Annotated in this window: 21 protein-coding genes and 1 pseudogene; 12 read left to right on the top strand and 10 right to left on the bottom strand. The window is 57.8% G+C overall.

The features are described from left to right. Positions 1-3: 3 nt before the first annotated feature. The 5 genes from BRA62_RS02605 to BRA62_RS02585 all read left to right on the top strand — a co-directional run bounded on the left by BRA62_RS02605 (position 4) and on the right by BRA62_RS02585 (position 4,384). A complete protein-coding gene (locus tag BRA62_RS02605) occupies positions 4-1,371 on the top strand; it encodes an eIF2A-related protein (RefSeq protein ID WP_292364570.1) in 1,368 nt (455 codons plus the stop codon). An 87-nt stretch (positions 1,372-1,458) separates the two neighbouring features. After that, positions 1,459-1,782, top strand: coding sequence for a hypothetical protein (locus BRA62_RS02600; RefSeq protein WP_292364569.1), 324 nt, complete (start codon positions 1,459-1,461; stop codon positions 1,780-1,782). Beyond that, on the top strand, positions 1,779-2,990 hold the full coding sequence (locus BRA62_RS02595; RefSeq protein ID WP_292364568.1) for a hypothetical protein: 1,212 nt from the start codon (positions 1,779-1,781) through the stop codon (positions 2,988-2,990). Before BRA62_RS02600 ends, BRA62_RS02595 begins: the two co-directional genes overlap by 4 nt. A gap of 181 nt (positions 2,991-3,171) precedes the next feature. Then, on the top strand, positions 3,172-3,468 hold the full coding sequence (locus tag BRA62_RS02590; protein WP_292364566.1) for a hypothetical protein: 297 nt from the start codon (positions 3,172-3,174) through the stop codon (positions 3,466-3,468). Between the two features lie 217 nt (positions 3,469-3,685). Next, positions 3,686-4,384 carry a YIP1 family protein gene (locus tag BRA62_RS02585; RefSeq protein WP_292364565.1) on the top strand — a complete coding sequence of 233 codons (699 nt, stop codon included), beginning with the start codon at positions 3,686-3,688 and terminating at the stop codon, positions 4,382-4,384. A gap of 392 nt (positions 4,385-4,776) precedes the next feature. Here BRA62_RS02585 and BRA62_RS02580 read toward each other — a convergent pair whose 3' ends face one another. The 6 genes from BRA62_RS02580 to BRA62_RS02555 all read right to left on the bottom strand — a co-directional run bounded on the left by BRA62_RS02580 (position 4,777) and on the right by BRA62_RS02555 (position 9,863). Then, positions 4,777-5,904 carry a helix-turn-helix domain-containing protein gene (locus tag BRA62_RS02580; RefSeq protein WP_292364564.1) on the bottom strand — a complete coding sequence of 376 codons (1,128 nt, stop codon included), beginning with the start codon at positions 5,902-5,904 and terminating at the stop codon, positions 4,777-4,779. Further along, a complete protein-coding gene (locus tag BRA62_RS02575) occupies positions 5,888-6,874 on the bottom strand; it encodes a homoserine dehydrogenase (RefSeq protein WP_292364587.1) in 987 nt (328 codons plus the stop codon). The genes BRA62_RS02580 and BRA62_RS02575 overlap by 17 nt, the downstream gene beginning before the upstream one ends. After that, positions 6,874-7,362, bottom strand: coding sequence for an amino acid-binding protein (locus BRA62_RS02570; protein WP_292364563.1), 489 nt, complete (start codon positions 7,360-7,362; stop codon positions 6,874-6,876). The genes BRA62_RS02575 and BRA62_RS02570 overlap by 1 nt, the downstream gene beginning before the upstream one ends. A 114-nt stretch (positions 7,363-7,476) precedes the next feature. After that, a complete protein-coding gene (locus BRA62_RS02565) occupies positions 7,477-8,193 on the bottom strand; it encodes a DUF169 domain-containing protein (RefSeq protein ID WP_292364562.1) in 717 nt (238 codons plus the stop codon). Between the two features lie 73 nt (positions 8,194-8,266). Next, positions 8,267-9,079 (bottom strand): NAD(+)/NADH kinase, encoded by an 813-nt coding sequence (locus BRA62_RS02560; RefSeq protein ID WP_292364561.1) that lies wholly within the window; start codon positions 9,077-9,079, stop codon positions 8,267-8,269. 7 nt (positions 9,080-9,086) lie between these two features. Beyond that, positions 9,087-9,863, bottom strand: coding sequence for a bifunctional fructose-bisphosphatase/inositol-phosphate phosphatase (locus BRA62_RS02555; RefSeq protein ID WP_292364560.1), 777 nt, complete (start codon positions 9,861-9,863; stop codon positions 9,087-9,089). 89 nt (positions 9,864-9,952) lie between these two features. On the opposite strand from BRA62_RS02555, the gene BRA62_RS02550 reads away from it, so the two are divergent. From BRA62_RS02550 to BRA62_RS12795, 7 genes are all read left to right on the top strand, one after another. Beyond that, a complete protein-coding gene (locus tag BRA62_RS02550) occupies positions 9,953-10,330 on the top strand; it encodes a translation initiation factor IF-5A (protein WP_292364559.1) in 378 nt (125 codons plus the stop codon). 25 nt (positions 10,331-10,355) lie between these two features. Next, complete coding sequence (gene speB, locus BRA62_RS02545) at positions 10,356-11,207, top strand: agmatinase (protein ID WP_292364558.1); 852 nt, start codon at positions 10,356-10,358, stop codon at positions 11,205-11,207. A gap of 374 nt (positions 11,208-11,581) precedes the next feature. After that, on the top strand, positions 11,582-11,899 hold the full coding sequence (locus BRA62_RS02540) for a nucleotidyltransferase domain-containing protein (protein ID WP_074369505.1): 318 nt from the start codon (positions 11,582-11,584) through the stop codon (positions 11,897-11,899). A 3-nt stretch (positions 11,900-11,902) separates the two neighbouring features. After that, complete coding sequence (locus tag BRA62_RS02535; RefSeq protein ID WP_292364557.1) at positions 11,903-12,316, top strand: HEPN domain-containing protein; 414 nt, start codon at positions 11,903-11,905, stop codon at positions 12,314-12,316. A 120-nt stretch (positions 12,317-12,436) separates the two neighbouring features. Beyond that, positions 12,437-12,571 carry a hypothetical protein gene (locus tag BRA62_RS02530; protein WP_292364556.1) on the top strand — a complete coding sequence of 45 codons (135 nt, stop codon included), beginning with the start codon at positions 12,437-12,439 and terminating at the stop codon, positions 12,569-12,571. Between the two features lie 235 nt (positions 12,572-12,806). Then, on the top strand, positions 12,807-13,103 hold the full coding sequence (locus tag BRA62_RS02525; RefSeq protein WP_292364555.1) for a type II toxin-antitoxin system HicB family antitoxin: 297 nt from the start codon (positions 12,807-12,809) through the stop codon (positions 13,101-13,103). Then, positions 13,021-13,251 carry a type II toxin-antitoxin system HicA family toxin gene (locus tag BRA62_RS12795; protein WP_394339981.1) on the top strand — a complete coding sequence of 77 codons (231 nt, stop codon included), beginning with the start codon at positions 13,021-13,023 and terminating at the stop codon, positions 13,249-13,251. The genes BRA62_RS02525 and BRA62_RS12795 overlap by 83 nt, the downstream gene beginning before the upstream one ends. Before the next feature lie 10 nt (positions 13,252-13,261). Here the strand turns inward: BRA62_RS12795 and BRA62_RS12790 are convergent, their stop codons facing one another. The 4 genes and pseudogenes from BRA62_RS12790 to BRA62_RS12785 all read right to left on the bottom strand — a co-directional run. Beyond that, complete coding sequence (locus tag BRA62_RS12790; protein ID WP_394339982.1) at positions 13,262-13,378, bottom strand: ribbon-helix-helix domain-containing protein; 117 nt, start codon at positions 13,376-13,378, stop codon at positions 13,262-13,264. A 74-nt stretch (positions 13,379-13,452) separates the two neighbouring features. Beyond that, positions 13,453-13,881, bottom strand: a complete 429-nt coding sequence (gene hepT, locus BRA62_RS02520; RefSeq protein WP_292364554.1) for a type VII toxin-antitoxin system HepT family RNase toxin — start codon at positions 13,879-13,881, stop codon at positions 13,453-13,455. A 1-nt stretch (position 13,882) separates the two neighbouring features. After that, a complete protein-coding gene (locus BRA62_RS02515) occupies positions 13,883-14,311 on the bottom strand; it encodes a nucleotidyltransferase domain-containing protein (protein WP_052379746.1) in 429 nt (142 codons plus the stop codon). A 21-nt stretch (positions 14,312-14,332) separates the two neighbouring features. Beyond that, positions 14,333-14,695: pseudogene (locus tag BRA62_RS12785) on the bottom strand (hypothetical protein); the annotation flags it as partial. Positions 14,696-14,893 lie beyond the last annotated feature (198 nt).

Here is a 14,893-nt window from a genome sequence, read left to right as displayed (position 1 = left end):
TTGATGGAGATAGTACCTGAAATGAATACATTTCATTTACGCGGTGTTGGGCTGACAATTATTGTCATCGGACTTCTCGTCATATCAGTATCAGCCACGATGGATTTCACCCTTTCGCCGGATCAGCCCCCAATTTCATCACTCTACAATGTAACGTATCTTACTCATACAGGACTATCATGCGATCTGGCGGCTTTGAGTCCCGACGGAACAGAAATTGCAATAGTGTGCAGAGAATGGAAACAGCCGTGCAATTGTAACTATGCATGGACAGGATGTGCAAAAACAACGGGGCAATTATATCTTATCAGGAGTGATGGTTCGCAACAGCACAAACTCTCCGATATCAATGTATACGGGGTTCCTCAATGGAATCCAAAAGGAGATTCAATTGCAATCAGCGGCTCACAGGATCGGGATAATCAGATAAACGCTTCACCTGCGAGAGGGATCTGGATCATTAGAACCAACAGGAGCCAAGAGCAATTGGTCGTGAACGATTCGACGGCGAAGTGTATTTCATGGAGTCCTGACGGCCGATATCTGGCGTTTACTTCAAATGATGGTAGTAATACGACAGTAAATATTATGAATACTTACAATTACGATGTGAGTGAATTGTATCAACTGTCTCATTCGAGAGGCTTTGATGAATTTTCAGTAGGGGGTTCATTTTATTATATAGGATTTGAAAAGACGATCAAATGGAGCAATGACGGGAAATATCTTATATTTTTATCCGGGGAGAACTGGAAACGAGAGTCTGCACAGTACACAAAAGTTCAGGTAAATATTGACGAATCTAAAATAGAAAAAACCCAAATAAAAACCACTAATGAGTACATGATCGCAGAACTGGCGTGGAATCCCTCCTTCAGTCAATTCGCGTACATCACAAATCTCTCATATGCAAAATATAAAAATGGCATCAGAATTGTTGATCTAAAAAATGAAACCGATGTGCCTATCTCCACAGACGGCTTATATCGTTCAGTAGAATGGAACCCTGATGGTAAAAATGTAGTATTTATTAATTATGGGGATATTTGGGAGGCAAGTGTAGATGGCACAGATCTAAATCAGTTAACTATAAACGGATCAATCCGGTTCCTCACAAGGCAGTCGGTGGATAATAAAATCATTTTTTCTGAATCTGTGAAAATTACGAATTGCGAACCGCAACTAGGGTATTTCGGTATAGGTTGGCCCCAGAGGGAGATGATCTGGCAGAACTGGACGACGGCATCCCGTATCGGAGTTCTGGATCTCGACAGGCCGGTGCGGTCTTCGACCAGGTCTCCGGGCTTCGATATCCTTGCGGCGATTCTTGCGATTGGAACGACGGTCTTGTTCGTCCATAAACGGCGATGATGTTAGATATGAACTACCCGGGTGTTTACGAAGAAGTATAGGACTGATGTCGGGGCTGCTGATTTGACGTGTGTAGAGGAGGAACAAGTGACCCGGGTCAGCCTAGCAAACCCGGACGTCGGCGATCCCGTCGGGGCGGAGCAGGAATTCACGGCATCGTGCGACCAGCCGGCGACGCTGACGGTGTACCTGGACGACGAGCCTGTCTACCAGAGCGAGCCGGGCGTCCAGGAGGTGTCCCACACTTTCCAGAGCGCCCCGCTCGGGGAGCACACGGTGCGGGTGGTCGCGGCGAACGAAAACGGGTCCGGAGAGAACTACTGGACCTGGAGTGTTTTCGTCTCGACGCCCGATGAAGTCTCTCTGATCGATAAAAACGGCACTGTCGCCCCGGAGGAAGCGGAAGAATGACAAAACCAACTGCACGAATCATCGCCGCCGTTGTCGCAATTGGAGTCGTCTGTTGCTCGGCAGCGGTGATCGTAGCGGTACACTCTCCTGAAGAGGCTAAAAATGCAACGCCTGAACAGGTGCCTGAAGAAGTGCAGGGGGGTGAGAACATGACATCGGAAGAGATCTGGGAGCGGGCCCAGGAGATATATGAGTCTTTGCATAGGTCTGGAATCGTGGAGCGAGCGCTGGAAGAGGCAAACATGACGCAGGATGAGTTACCCGACGACGTAACCGAAGAACTGAAAAACACCGTGCAGTTCGAAGATATTATACGAACGTGGGAGCTCGATCCCCAAAATAAGCAGGTCGTCATCTATGCGTCCCTCGCACTGAATGAAGAGCATGAAATGGAGCTGAGTGCCGTTCAGGGCAGACAGGTCGGCGGCTGGACTTTTAACGTCGTCTGGGAATCATATGTGCCGTCATTCGTGAGGCGAGCGCTGAAGGAGGCGAATATGACGCTGGAAGAGTTACCCGATGAAGTCAAAGAGGAAATGAAAAACACCGAAATCGGGGGTATGCGGAAGTGGGAACTCGATCCTCAAAACAACCGGGTCATCGTCTATACGTACATCATTCGGAGTGAAAAGTATGAAACGGAGGTGAAGGCCGTTCAGGGCAGGCAGGTCGGCGGCTGGACCTTTAACGTCGTTCAGGAACACCATGTGCCTGTCGGCGTGAGGCGAGCGCTGAGCGAGGCGAATATGACGGCGGAGGGGCTGCCGGATGAAGTAAAAGAGGAAATGGAAAACATTGTGCAATTCGTAGATATCGGAAGTGTACGAACGTGGGAGCTCGATCCCCAGAACAAACAGGCTACCATCTATGTGTACTCCATACCGGATGAAAACGACGTGGATGCCATTCAGGGCAGGCAGGTCGGCGGCTGGACCTTTAAGGTCGTTCACGATGCCGATTATGAGAAAGAGTATGAGAAAGAGTTAGAGCAGCTTGGGGCCGAATTGGTGCAACTCCAGGAGGACCATCCCGAATTGCAGATATCGGGTTTCATGACATCGCCCACAGAGATCGGGGTGTGGGTGCGCAACCTCACACCCGAAAACGAGGCGTTGAACGACACCGTGATACACAACAGGACGGTTCGGATCTACTGGAGCCCGATTGATTATGCACTCAGGATAGCGAGAGAGGAGGCAGGATGGTGAATGTGCTAATATCCTTCACTACCGTGTTATGCGATCGGTGGATCTTCATGAGCCGTATCTACGTGATTGCATCGGTCCCCGGTACCGGAAAAACGACAATGACGATGCTGCTCGAACGGTACTTCCACGGGCAGGCAACGGCGAATCGGCTCAGTAGAACAGGAATTACGCGAAGTGCATTATGGTCATCATTCTCCTGAAGGGGACTGCGGAGCAGGAGTCCGGGACCCATGACGAATCTGTGCAGGGTTTCACATGCCCGCATTGCGGGCGCAGGAGCAGGGAGTTTCGTTCCATCTGTCCGGAGTGCGGCCGTCCGTTCATGCGGGATTACATCGACTGGCGGATGCACCCCCGGGACCCGGAACTGCGGGGAACATGGTACTACAACCGGTTCTGGGCACGGGTCTGGCTGGTGTTTATGATCCTCGGATTGGCATTTTCGGTGCTGGTGATGGCCATCTGGACGCTGGATTGAACCTGAGGAACCACGAATAATCTATCGCTCTACTTCAGTCTACAATGAGGGGGCGGATCGCATCGAGTAAAAGTCAGGGTGAGAGGACGAACAGTGACTGCTACCGCAGGAGATGATGATCTACACGAGGGGTCGTGTGTCTCGACTGAGTTTAACGAAGATTTCGCTGGGGATGGCTACGTGGAGATAATAGGGGTTTATGTGAAGGAGTGCTAACGTGTCGATCGATGAAATGCCAGGACACCTCTTCAAAAATCTCCTCAAACTGCTTTTCCACCCGTTTCAATTCTTCGAGGGCATGCCGGAGCATCCGCGCCTCCTGCCGCCGCTGCTCCTCATACTGGGCATCTGTTTGATCCAGACGGCATGGTATTTCCAGGTAATCTTGGCTGGAATAGAGCAGCTGCTCGGAGGAGCGGGAATCTTTCCTACAAAAGGATATATTCTCTGGTCAATTATACAAATCACGCTCGGTCCTATCTTTTACTGGATTGCCTTTACCGCCATTATCTTCGTGATAGCAACCCTCCTTCGCGGAAAAGGGTCTTTTTTCCGGCTTTTCGCATACACGGCGTACGGTATCCTTGTGGGATATATATTCAGTCTTATTCAGGCAATCTTCAGTATTCTCACCGGGCGACAGATCATGCATGAAGTGTCTCGTTTGATGATAGGCTCTGGCTACCTCTCTTTCCCAAATTTCGCTACAGATCCCACGACAGCAGTATTCTGGATGGTCTTCTGGTTAATAGGCATCATCGGCTTTGTATGGACGTTCATTATCTATGTCGCAGCCACCCAATACGGCAGATGCATCCCGCGAACGCATGCACTTCTCACCGTTATCCTGGCATTCGTCTGTATGTATGGCGTGGTATGGATGCAGGTACTATTCGTTCGACATATGATGACATGATTATACCGAGGTGTCCGGTCAGGAGTGCTTGAGGATATGAAGGACGAGCGCTTCCGGCGTTCAAGAGGTGTCCTACACCTTCCCGAGCGCTCCCCTCGCAGAGTACACGTTTCAGCGGCAACTGGAAACCTGGCTCTCACGATTCAACGCAGCGTCATTCAAGAAGCCACGCGGACCACGGCCGATCCCGGACATGCCCCTGCCGACACCGCTGGGTGCGCAGGAGGATGCTCCTCAGGGAGCGTCCTTCGAGCATCGTCAGATGCGCAGCCCGGTGGAAATCCGTGCCTGGTTTTTGCGACGTTTCAATGTGTGATGGGCTGAAAAGTGGGCATAGACTGAAGCCCAAAAAACTTCGCAAAAGGAACCCCCTATAGCCGGAATCCAAAATCTCACCCCGCCGGCTCCCAATCGGCGCAGACATCCCGTTGTGGGTCGAGCAGCACGTCGTGCGGGAGCCCCACGAGCGAGACCGCCGCGAGCGCCCCGATAACGCCCCGGCCGCCGTGAAGGCGGGCACCGAACCGTTCTGCGATCGCCTCCGCCGCTCCCCGGTCGATCACCGACTCTCTCGCGCTCCTGCCGTAGGCCCGGAGATCGCGGGGTATTCTGAACCCCTGCCGGACGGCGATCCCCCACTCGGGGGACGCCGCCTCTCCGGCGACGAACCGCACGGCGGACTCCTCGATCTGCGAGACCTGGCCGGGCTCCACCGCGAGCTCGATGTAACTGCAGGAGTTCCCGGCGGTCCGGATCTCGAGCCGGGGGTTGAGCATCGCCACCCGGTGGCCGATCGGCATGACGCCGTCGAGTTTCGCGAGGTGCTGAAGGAGGGCGAGGGCGAGGGCGAACGTCGCGCCCTCGGTCCCGGTATCGGTGTCGTCGATCCCGACGGCGACGTAGGCGAGCGCCCGGGTGACCACCTCGCCCTCGACCACCGGCCCTTCGCGGCGGACGGTGACGCCGCGGACGCCTTCGGCAAAGGACATCATATCGGTGAGCGAGTAGGCCGGGCCGCCGATACACCGGATCTGCTGGCGGATGTAGCCGTCCTCGTGGAAGACGCCGACGATACCGACCGCCGGCGCGGGATCGAGCCCGACGGCCACCTCCCGCCGCCCGAGGCTCGCCCGCTCGCGAAGCAGTGTCCCGTCCCGGCGGACGGACTGCAGGGCGCCGCCGGCACGGGCGTGATGAAACTCGCAGAACGCTGCGCATCCCCCGCTCATGCACTCATGGTAGATCTCGACCTCGCCGCCGTCGATCGTGGTGAAGACCCGCCGGCAGGCGCTCTCCGGCATCACGCTGGTCGCCGCATACCGCGCCGCGTGCCGCCCTCGCTGCTCCTCCGTGATGAGGACGCAGCCCTCCTCGATGAGGCGGTTCACCCAGTCCTGGACGGTGCTCCGGGGGGTGTCGGTCGCCTCCGCGATCTCGACCACCGTAAAGTAGCCACTCTCAAGCGTCGCCTGACGCATCAGCCGCAGGTACTGCTTTCTCCGCTCAAGAACCCTGGACATGCCGATCACGGATGTAGAGGAGGTCGCCGATCACCGCGCTGGCGGTCTCGACGGAGCCCGCGCCCTTCCCGATGAACGTCAGGTCCCCGGCGAGGTCCGTCCCCACCGTGACCGCGTTGAGTGTTCCTTCGACGACGAGCGGGTGCACTTTTGAGACGATCCGCGGCGAAACGCGGAGCACCCCCGCCTCCGGGACGACCTCGCCGATCAGCCGGATGGTGCAGTCCTGATCCTCCGCAAGCCGCAGGGCTTCGGGTGTCAGGAGGGTGATCCCCGTCCTCTCCACGTCGTCGAGCGTGGTCCGCATATCGAGGATGGCGTTTGCGAGGATGACCAGTTTGATCGCCGCATCGATCCCCTCGACGTCGTAGGTGGGGTCGGCTTCGGCATACCCGAGTTCCCGGGCCTCGGCAAGAGCCTGCTCGTAGGTGAGACTGTCCTCGGCCATCCGGGTGAGGATGTAGTTGCAGGTGCCGTTGAAGACCCCGTAAAGTCTGGAGATGGTGTTGCCCGCAAGCCCCTCCTGCATCGCGTGGATGAGCGGGATCGCGCCGCAGACCGTCGCTTCGTACCTCAGGAAGACGCCGTTTGCCGCTGCCAGGTCCCGGAGTTCCGGGTAGGCAAGAGCGATCGGGCCTTTGTTCGAGGTGACAACGTGCTTGTGCCGCCGGAGGGCTCCCCGGATGTGGCCCAGCGCCGGCTCGCCGTCATCCACGTTCGTCGGGGTCACCTCGACCAGGACGTCGTAATCCGCCTTCGCCACCACGTCCGCGGGGCTGACGTCCGGGCTGCCGCAGGGGGCGCCACCCTCCTTCCTGGCAAGCGCCGCCGCAATGTCGATCCCGGCCGGGTCAATGATCCCGCTCCTTGAATCGGCAAGACCGGTGACGGCGAGATCGAGGTTTTTTGCAAGGATTGCCCGGGCGATCCCCCGGCCGACGGAGCCGAACCCCAGGATGGCGATCCGCATCATACACCCTCCAGGGGCTCGATGATGAGGAGATCCTTCTGCTCCGCAACGCTGCGCAGGATCCTGATCGCCTTCTTCATCTCCTCGCGGGTGGTCGAACGGATGGTGATGCGGGCCGACGACGGGGCGTTGATCGCCGGCATGGCAAGGGAGAGGTCCGTCACCTCGGCCGAGCCGGTCGTGTCGATCCGGTCGACCGTATCGGAGAGATCCGTGTGCATCAAATGCCCGATCGTGATCAGCGTGCATTCATAGAGGAGACGCTGCTCGCCGATGCGCACGACGTTGACGCCCTGCTCCCGGAGCAGTTCAAGGAGTTTCTCAAGGCGGCCCTCGGGAAGTTCCAGCACGATCTGGACGTCCAGCACTTCCGTAGCCGCCGGTGTCTCCCGCTGGTGGATGACCGCGATGATGTTTCCCCCGACAGCCGAGATCGGCTGGAGGGCTGCGACCAGCTGTCCGGGCTGGTCCCTCATCTCGAGCTTCATGGATACCTGCAAAAAAACCACCTGCTGAATAGTTGACCTGCCGGGGTGATAAGTCTTGTACCCGGGAACAGTCCCTGGACGGGGGGTGTGCCGTAAAAATAGAGGGATACTTTGTTACTTCACCGACCCGGGTGCGGCGGTGACGATCGGGAGCGACCGGGCAAACTCGGGAAGGAGCTCGGCGGGGATGCCCATGACGAGTTCGTTGTCCTCAATCCCCGAGAACCGGCGCGATCCGTCGCACCCGAGCGAGTAGTTGACGTTGCCGGAGAGGTAGGGCAGCGCGGTCGCGTCCGCACAGACCGACTGGATCCCCGCCATCGTGGACTCGATCCGTCCTCCGAGCAGGTAGAGCGTTGTCTGCGCGAGTTTCAGCATCGCCCGGGGCTCGGCAACGATGACGACGACGTGCGGGTCGAACGGCGTCTTCTCGAGCGGCGCATAAACGGTCGCATACGTCTCGAGTTCCGGGACGTGCGGCACCTGCCGGATGGTCCGCATGCAGGCGGCCCAGCTCTCGAACTTGCCGAGTTTGTAGTAGAACTCTCCCGAACGGAGGCTCGGCGTGAGTTCCTTCAGCCCAAGGGCCCAGGCGCCCCCCATGCAGACGTGCTTGTCGGCGGTCGCGTAAAATATCTCGCCGTTCAGCCGTGCCCTGGTGATCATCTGGCAGTGGCGGACGGTCTCGTCGATCGGCCCGACCCCTTCGGGGATGCCCTCGGGGTTCTTTGCGAGTTTGACCGCGACCGGTGACCCCCGCAGGTCGAGGGATTTCTTCAGCGTCTCCGCGATCTCCGCGTAGGCGATCTCCGTGCGCATCTGGTCTTCCATAATCGTGCTCACTCCTCTGTTGAGATAATCCCCGCGCTCACTCATAAAATCTCTGTTCGGGGTATCAGCAGGGTCAGAGGTTGCGCAGTTTGTGGTTCACCTTTTCAAAGAAGGGTTTGTCTGTATGGACGAAGAGGGCGGGCTGATCCGACTTCTTGACCGTGATGGTAGACTCTTTTTCGAGTTCGAACGTGCTCTGACCGTCGATGACGAGATGCGCCGGTTTCTCGGTCTCGAGCGTGATCTCAAGGTTCCTCTCGGTGCTGATGAGGTGGGGACGGGACGAGAGCATATACGGCGCGAGCGGCACGAGGAGGAACCCTTCGATCTGCGGGTCGACGATCGGCCCTCCCGCGCTCATGGCGTATGCGGTCGATCCGGTCGGGGTCGATACGAGCAGGCCGTCGGCCCTGAACCGCTCCGCGGGCGTGCCGTCGACGTAAACGCCGAACCGGAGCATCTTTGCCGGCCGGTCAGTGACGACGAGGGCCTCGTTGAGGGCGTCGCCGAGCGATCTCCCGTTGACGGAGAGGCTGACCCGCATCCGGCGCTCGACACGGAACCCATCCGTGTGGGCGGCGAAGAACGTTCGTGCTTCGTCGGGTTCCAGGTCCGCGAGGAATCCCACTTCGCCCCAGTTGATCCCGAGGACCGGGATCTGGTTCTTCATCTGGTGGACGGTGAGGAGAACCGATCCGTCGCCGCCGACGACCACGGCCAGGTCGCCGCCGATATCCTCAAACGAAACACCCTCTTCTCCGAGGTGCTCCGCCGTGCCTTCCTCGAGAGCAACCTCGTGCCCCAGACCTTCGAGTTCCCGGACGAGCGACGCGGTGTAGCGGAGTGCTTCCGCATCGTCGATACGCGATACCAGGACAATCTTCATACTCGGTTCACCTCAGGTACTCGACGACCTTGTTGTGCACGATGCCGTTCGTGGCGACGAGGCTCCGCCCGACGGAGACCTCGTCGGGGAAGACAAGGGCGTTCCCTTCCAGATCGGAGACCGTCCCCCCGGCCTCCTCGCAGACCAGCATCCCCGCCGCCGCGTCGGTGACGCGGAGCGTTCCCCGCACGTCGACAAAGCCGTCGATACGGCCGCATCCGACATAGCAGAGCTCGAGCGCCGATGCTCCGAGGAGGCGCCACCGCCGGATCTTCCTGCCGATCATCTGGACACGCGTCGGGTCGAACTTTCGGCCGTAGACGCTCATGGCGCTCTCTTCGAGGAGCGATACCCCCGAGACACGGATGGGATGCCTATCAAGGCAGGCCCCCCGGCCCCGGACGGCATAAAATGTCTCGCCCGTGGCGAGGTTCTGGACATATCCCGCCTGCACGACTCCCTCTTCTGCATACGCGATGGAGAGGGCGTAGAAGGGGATCCCGACCACGGCGTTGTAGGTGCCGTCGACCGGGTCGACGAAGATGGTTCCTTTCTCCCCGCCCATCTCGGCGCATCCGAGTTCTTCGCTGATCAGGCGCCGGCAGAACGGGTGGCGCGCGAAGTAGTCCACGATGATGTCTTCTGCGACCTGGTCTATCTTTTTGGTGGGCGTGCCGTCCGCGCCCATCTTAACGTACTCCCCTGCTTCCGGTGTTCCGACCATGCCGGCCACGGCATCGGAAACAGCCCCCGCCACGTCGTCACACGCCCGGATGAACTCCATCAACTCCCCTCGTTCCTTCCCTCGTTTTACGGTGTATTTATGTACTGTAATCCAGATACATTAATCACGCGTTTACCGAGTGAGACAATATGAAGGAACAGACAGAAGTTGGGAAACTGAAAGAGGGACGTTACGTCGTCGTAGAGGATGAGCCTTGCAGGATTGTCTCCATCGCCACCTCCAAACCGGGGAAGCACGGAGCGGCAAAGTCCCGCGTAGACTGCGTCGGCATCTTCGACGGTGTCAGGCGCTCGATCGTCCAACCGGTCTCGGCGAAGACCTACGTGCCCATAGTGGAGCGGAAGATGGCACAGGTCATCTCGATCGCCGGCACGACCGTCCAGCTCATGGACGTCAAGGACTTCGAGATGTTCGAACTCGACGTGACCGAAGAGCAGGTCGCCGGCCTTGAGCCGGGTAAGGAGATTCCGTATATATCATCCCTGGGCAAGAAGAAACTTGAGTGACCTTTTCTGGCTTACGAAAACGGGCATGCACGAGCTCGCCCATCTCCATTTTGCGGATGCGGATGCGTCATACGAGGATGCCCGCTACGCCGTCTTCGGCGTGCCTTACGACGCTACGACGTCGTTTCGGCCGGGGACGCGGTTCGGGCCCCGGGCAATCCGGGAGGTCTCGTTCAACTTCGAGTCCTACGATCCTGCGACCAAAGTAGATTTTTCTGAGGTGCCGATCACTGACCTCGGCGACCTTGCGGTCTCCCGGCTGCCGGAGGTGGTCGCCGGGCAGGTCACGGACGTCGCGGGGGATATCGTCCGCGACAACAAGGTGCCGGTGATGCTCGGCGGCGAGCACACCGCGACTGTCGGCGCGGTCCGGGCCGTCCGGCCGGATGTCTATGTCGTCTGCGACGCTCACCTGGATCTCCGGGACGAACTCGACGGAACGCCTTACAGCCACGGGTGCGTCACCCGGCGTGTCCTTGAAGCGGTCGAGGACGTCGTCGTCATAGGCGCCCGGAGCGGCGATCGCGAGCAGTTCGAGATTGCGGCGGAGAGGACGCACCTCTACACCGCCGATACGGTGCGGGAGCGGGGGATCGCCGCCGTTCTCCGGGAGGTCCGGGAGCACGTTGCGGGGAGGAGGGTCTACCTCTCGATCGATGCCGACGCGATCGACTGCTGTCTCACCCCGGGCCTCGGGACGCCCGAGCCGTTCGGGATGACGGCGCTCGATATCCGGGAGGTCGTGCGGGCCCTTGCACCGTACGCCGCCGGCTTCGATTACGTGGAGGTCGCGCCGCTCGATTCCGGGCAGACGGCGGCGGTGGCGGCGCAGATCGTGCGGGAGTTCGTCGCAAGGCATTGGGTTGCCGGGCGGTGAAGATCCAGATTCCTTTCTGCTATTCTCGTCGATGGCGTGTTCAACGGAGCGCGCTCCCTCTCAACGATCCGGGGATTATATTCGGGAACCGGACGTCCCCAGAGCTTCACCAGCCTGCAGAGGCTCTGTACATCTCAAGGTATCGGGCGCAGGAATTGTTGGCGTTCTAGAGGATGCATCGACAATATTAGCCTTTTGGCATACCGAGGCCTCGTCTGGAGCCCGTCCGCCCTGGAGAGAGTAGCCCGCCTCCCCTGTCGGTTCTCCTCGTAATCAGGCTCCAATTCCATACGGCTCCCTCAGGAAACGCGACCTCCTCCTACACTCCCGGAGCAGTAATCATTATAGTTGTATATCCACAACTACTCCGTTGTATGCCGTTGGTCAAGCGGCCGATCGCCCATGAGTTCGCGGCAAAGGCACGAGAGGCGTGCGGAGACGCGATAGAAGAGATCATACTCTTTGGCTCTGTGGCCCGGGGAGATGACCGGCCGGACTCAGATATCGATATCCTCGTAATTACGCCTGAAGAGGACTTTCGGCTTCGCGAATTTCTCACCGGACTTGCTTTTGATCTGCTGATGCAGACGGGCGAGCGAATCTCGGTCAAGGTACTCTCCCGCGCCGATGTTGCGGCGCACCGGCAGTATCCCTTTGTCAGACATGTTCTCCAGGACGGGGTGGCGGTATAAAGGATGGGTGATCAGTCTGTTATAACAGCGCTTCTCAGGAAATCGCGTCAACGCCTCGATGCGGCGCGCATCCTCTGCACCGAAGGCCACCATGAAGACGCGATCAACCGGGCTTACTACGCAATGTACCTTGCGGCTCTTGCTCTTTTGCACCGAAAAGGTGTAGAGATAAAAACTCATGCAGGGTTGATCTCGGCTATCGGTTCTCTCTATGTTAAGACGGGGGAACTTCCCCCTGAACACGGACGAGCATTGAACCTGATTGAAGAACTTCGGGAAGAAGTGGATTACACGATCTGCCGGGAGATTATGCGAGAAGAGGTGGTGTCGATCATCGCTAAGGCAATGGATTTCGTCACGTGTGCAGAACTGATCTGCACTGAAGATTATACGAATGAGTCGGCTTACTCGCACTAAGAATTTTGAAATCTGAGAGGGCCTTAACGAGAGCACTGGTCTCCACCGTCCATCCCATCAGGGCAACTCGCCGGGCAGATTCAGGCATTCCTCATGTGACCGCTCGATATCCGGGAGGTGATGTGGGCTCTTGCGTTGCAGGCTGCGGGGTTCGATTACGTGGAGGTCGCACCGTTCGATTCCGGGCAGACGGCGGCGGTGGCGGCGCAGATCGTGCGGGAGTTCATTGCACGGCATTGGGTTGCCGGGCGGTAATCCAGGTTCTCCTCCCGGCGATCCGCCTCGCCAGCGTCACCATCACCTTGCCGAAGGCCTGTGGGTGCGCTACAGCACCGGGGTTCAAGGAATGCGAAAATGCTCCCGGTTAAAGCCCATGGAGAGTGTTAAATCGGCTAACCGCGATAGCCGCCCTCGAGACGCCGGACCCGGTATCGTCACTATGTTTATCAAACCAAACCGCATAAACCTCAGTTGATTCGAGGTGAACATCATGTTCGTCAAATTCAAAATATTCTATTACGATGGGGGATGGACCGCTCGTGCTACAGATCACGGCATCGTCACCCAGGGAGAAACTCTTGGCGAACTCGTCGATAATATCATAGAAGCAACAGAACTCTATTTCGAAGAAGAGATCGGATCGGGAGAACAGATCACGATCACCGTTACGACCGAACCCGTGCCCGACTTCATCCTTGAACTCGATGAGATCGACGCCGAACCACCTACACAACAGTTTGAATGCCAATTCACAGTCGATCGCAATGTCAAGGCGACCGGTTGTTAATAGATTCAAGATCGTTAAATACCTCGAATCTCTCGGGTACACGTACCTTCGACAAACAGGAAGCCACGTTCAAATGGTTATCCAAAAAGGTGACAAGAAATATCATGTTGTCGCTCCCCTGCACAACGAACTGACCGGAGGGAGTTAAAATGGAGGAACTATCTGATTGCATCGATCAATTCGCTCCGCGGGATCTCAGTTGCTTTTGAAAGCACATCGAGTATTGAATATAGTGTTCCGACGGTATATACCGATTTTAACTGGTAGTGCCTCAGTATAGGACTGATAATCGTTCATCCACCCCCTTCGTCGCACTCTTCCAGCAGCGGGCGCGAAATCCCCCGGGCCGTTACTCCGGGAGAAGGTGGTCCCGGAGCATCGCCCGGACCATCTCCCGGTAACGGTTCACAACCGGAAGATCGTCCTGTAGCACCCCATAGACCTCTTCCAGGTTCAGCCGGCAGTAGAGGTGAACCAGGACATTTCTGAATCCTGCGAGGTCGGAGAGCCGGACTCCGAGGTCTTCCGGGATAAGCCTTTCATCACATAAAATAGCAAAACTCTCCCGGTAAGTTTCGGGCCGCCGGGAGCTGCAGGCCGCGACCAGGTGGTTGGCGATGTCGATCGATGCCTGGATGCTGACGAGGAGCGCGTGCAGCACCATGTTCCGTTTGTCCCGGTCGGTCCTCAGCTCAGCGAGAGTGATGGACCGATAGCGCTCCCAATCCCCGGCTGCCTCATCGAGCTCACGGAGGTGACCGAGGATCCCTTCGTCCATATCAGGCCCTCGTGAGTAGAACTCTGTCAAACCAGTCGAGCGTCTCCGCATAGTCGAGGTACAGGGAGAGCACGCCTGCCTCATAACGGACCCTCCGTTCCCGGTCGCGGGAGAACACGGGTCTGCCGCTCTTGATGATCTCATGCTGGAGGGAGATTGGGGCGGTGTTGAGGACCTTCACGTCAGCCTCAAAGCGGTAACCGAACCCCCGTTCGAGCTCCCGCTCGACCCGCCGCGCGAACCGCATCGCCTGGTAAGGGGCAACTTCGCCGGTGACGAGGATCGCCACGTCCACGTCGCCAAAATTCCCCCTGCAGAACGAGCCGAAGACGTACCCCACCTCTATCTCGTCAAATCCGGCGAGGACCGTACGGATGGTGTGGAGCACCTCCTCTTTCTCTCCCGCCTCAAGCAGATGGCGCGCCCTCATACTATCGTACGTTTTCCCGCATCACATATCATCCTTTCCCGGCCCCTGCGGACCAGCAGACCCACTCCTTTCCGTCGCGGAGTGCCTCCTCGGTCGACTGGCTCGCGGCGGCGCCCATCGTGAGGTCGGAGGATGATCAGGTTGTGACGCCAGTCTATTTCTCGCACCAATTGTGCGAGTTTTGCAGAACCGACATATATCTCGAAAAATGACTTCATACGCCAGATTGGAGGGAGAAAATCTGTCGATGCCAGGAAACTCCTTTTGCAGATCTCCAGCCAGTTGTTGGACAACTGACTTACCCCGGGTGTCGCCGGACTGCCGCTCCACGATCAGCCTCCTGATATCCCGGTACAGGCCGACCGGTTCCTTACTGACTGCCCTGAGCGCCTGTACTGAGCGGTGCGTATGCGTTCTTTGATCTCGATAAGTGGTGAGCCATAGAAGTCATCCCAAAAGTACCACATGGTTAAAGATTCACAGAGTTCTGAATGCAATTAAGAGCGCTCATAACAAATTGGACGATCTCCTGTGTCAAGTTGCTGAAACGGTTTCCCATTGGCTATCGCCACGCGGGGGAGG

This window comes from Methanoculleus sp. UBA208 (assembly GCF_002498065.1).
Taxonomy (GTDB): domain Archaea; phylum Halobacteriota; class Methanomicrobia; order Methanomicrobiales; family Methanoculleaceae; genus Methanoculleus.
Note: the sequence above shows the minus strand (reverse complement) of the source record. Positions and strands in the feature narration are given on the sequence as shown.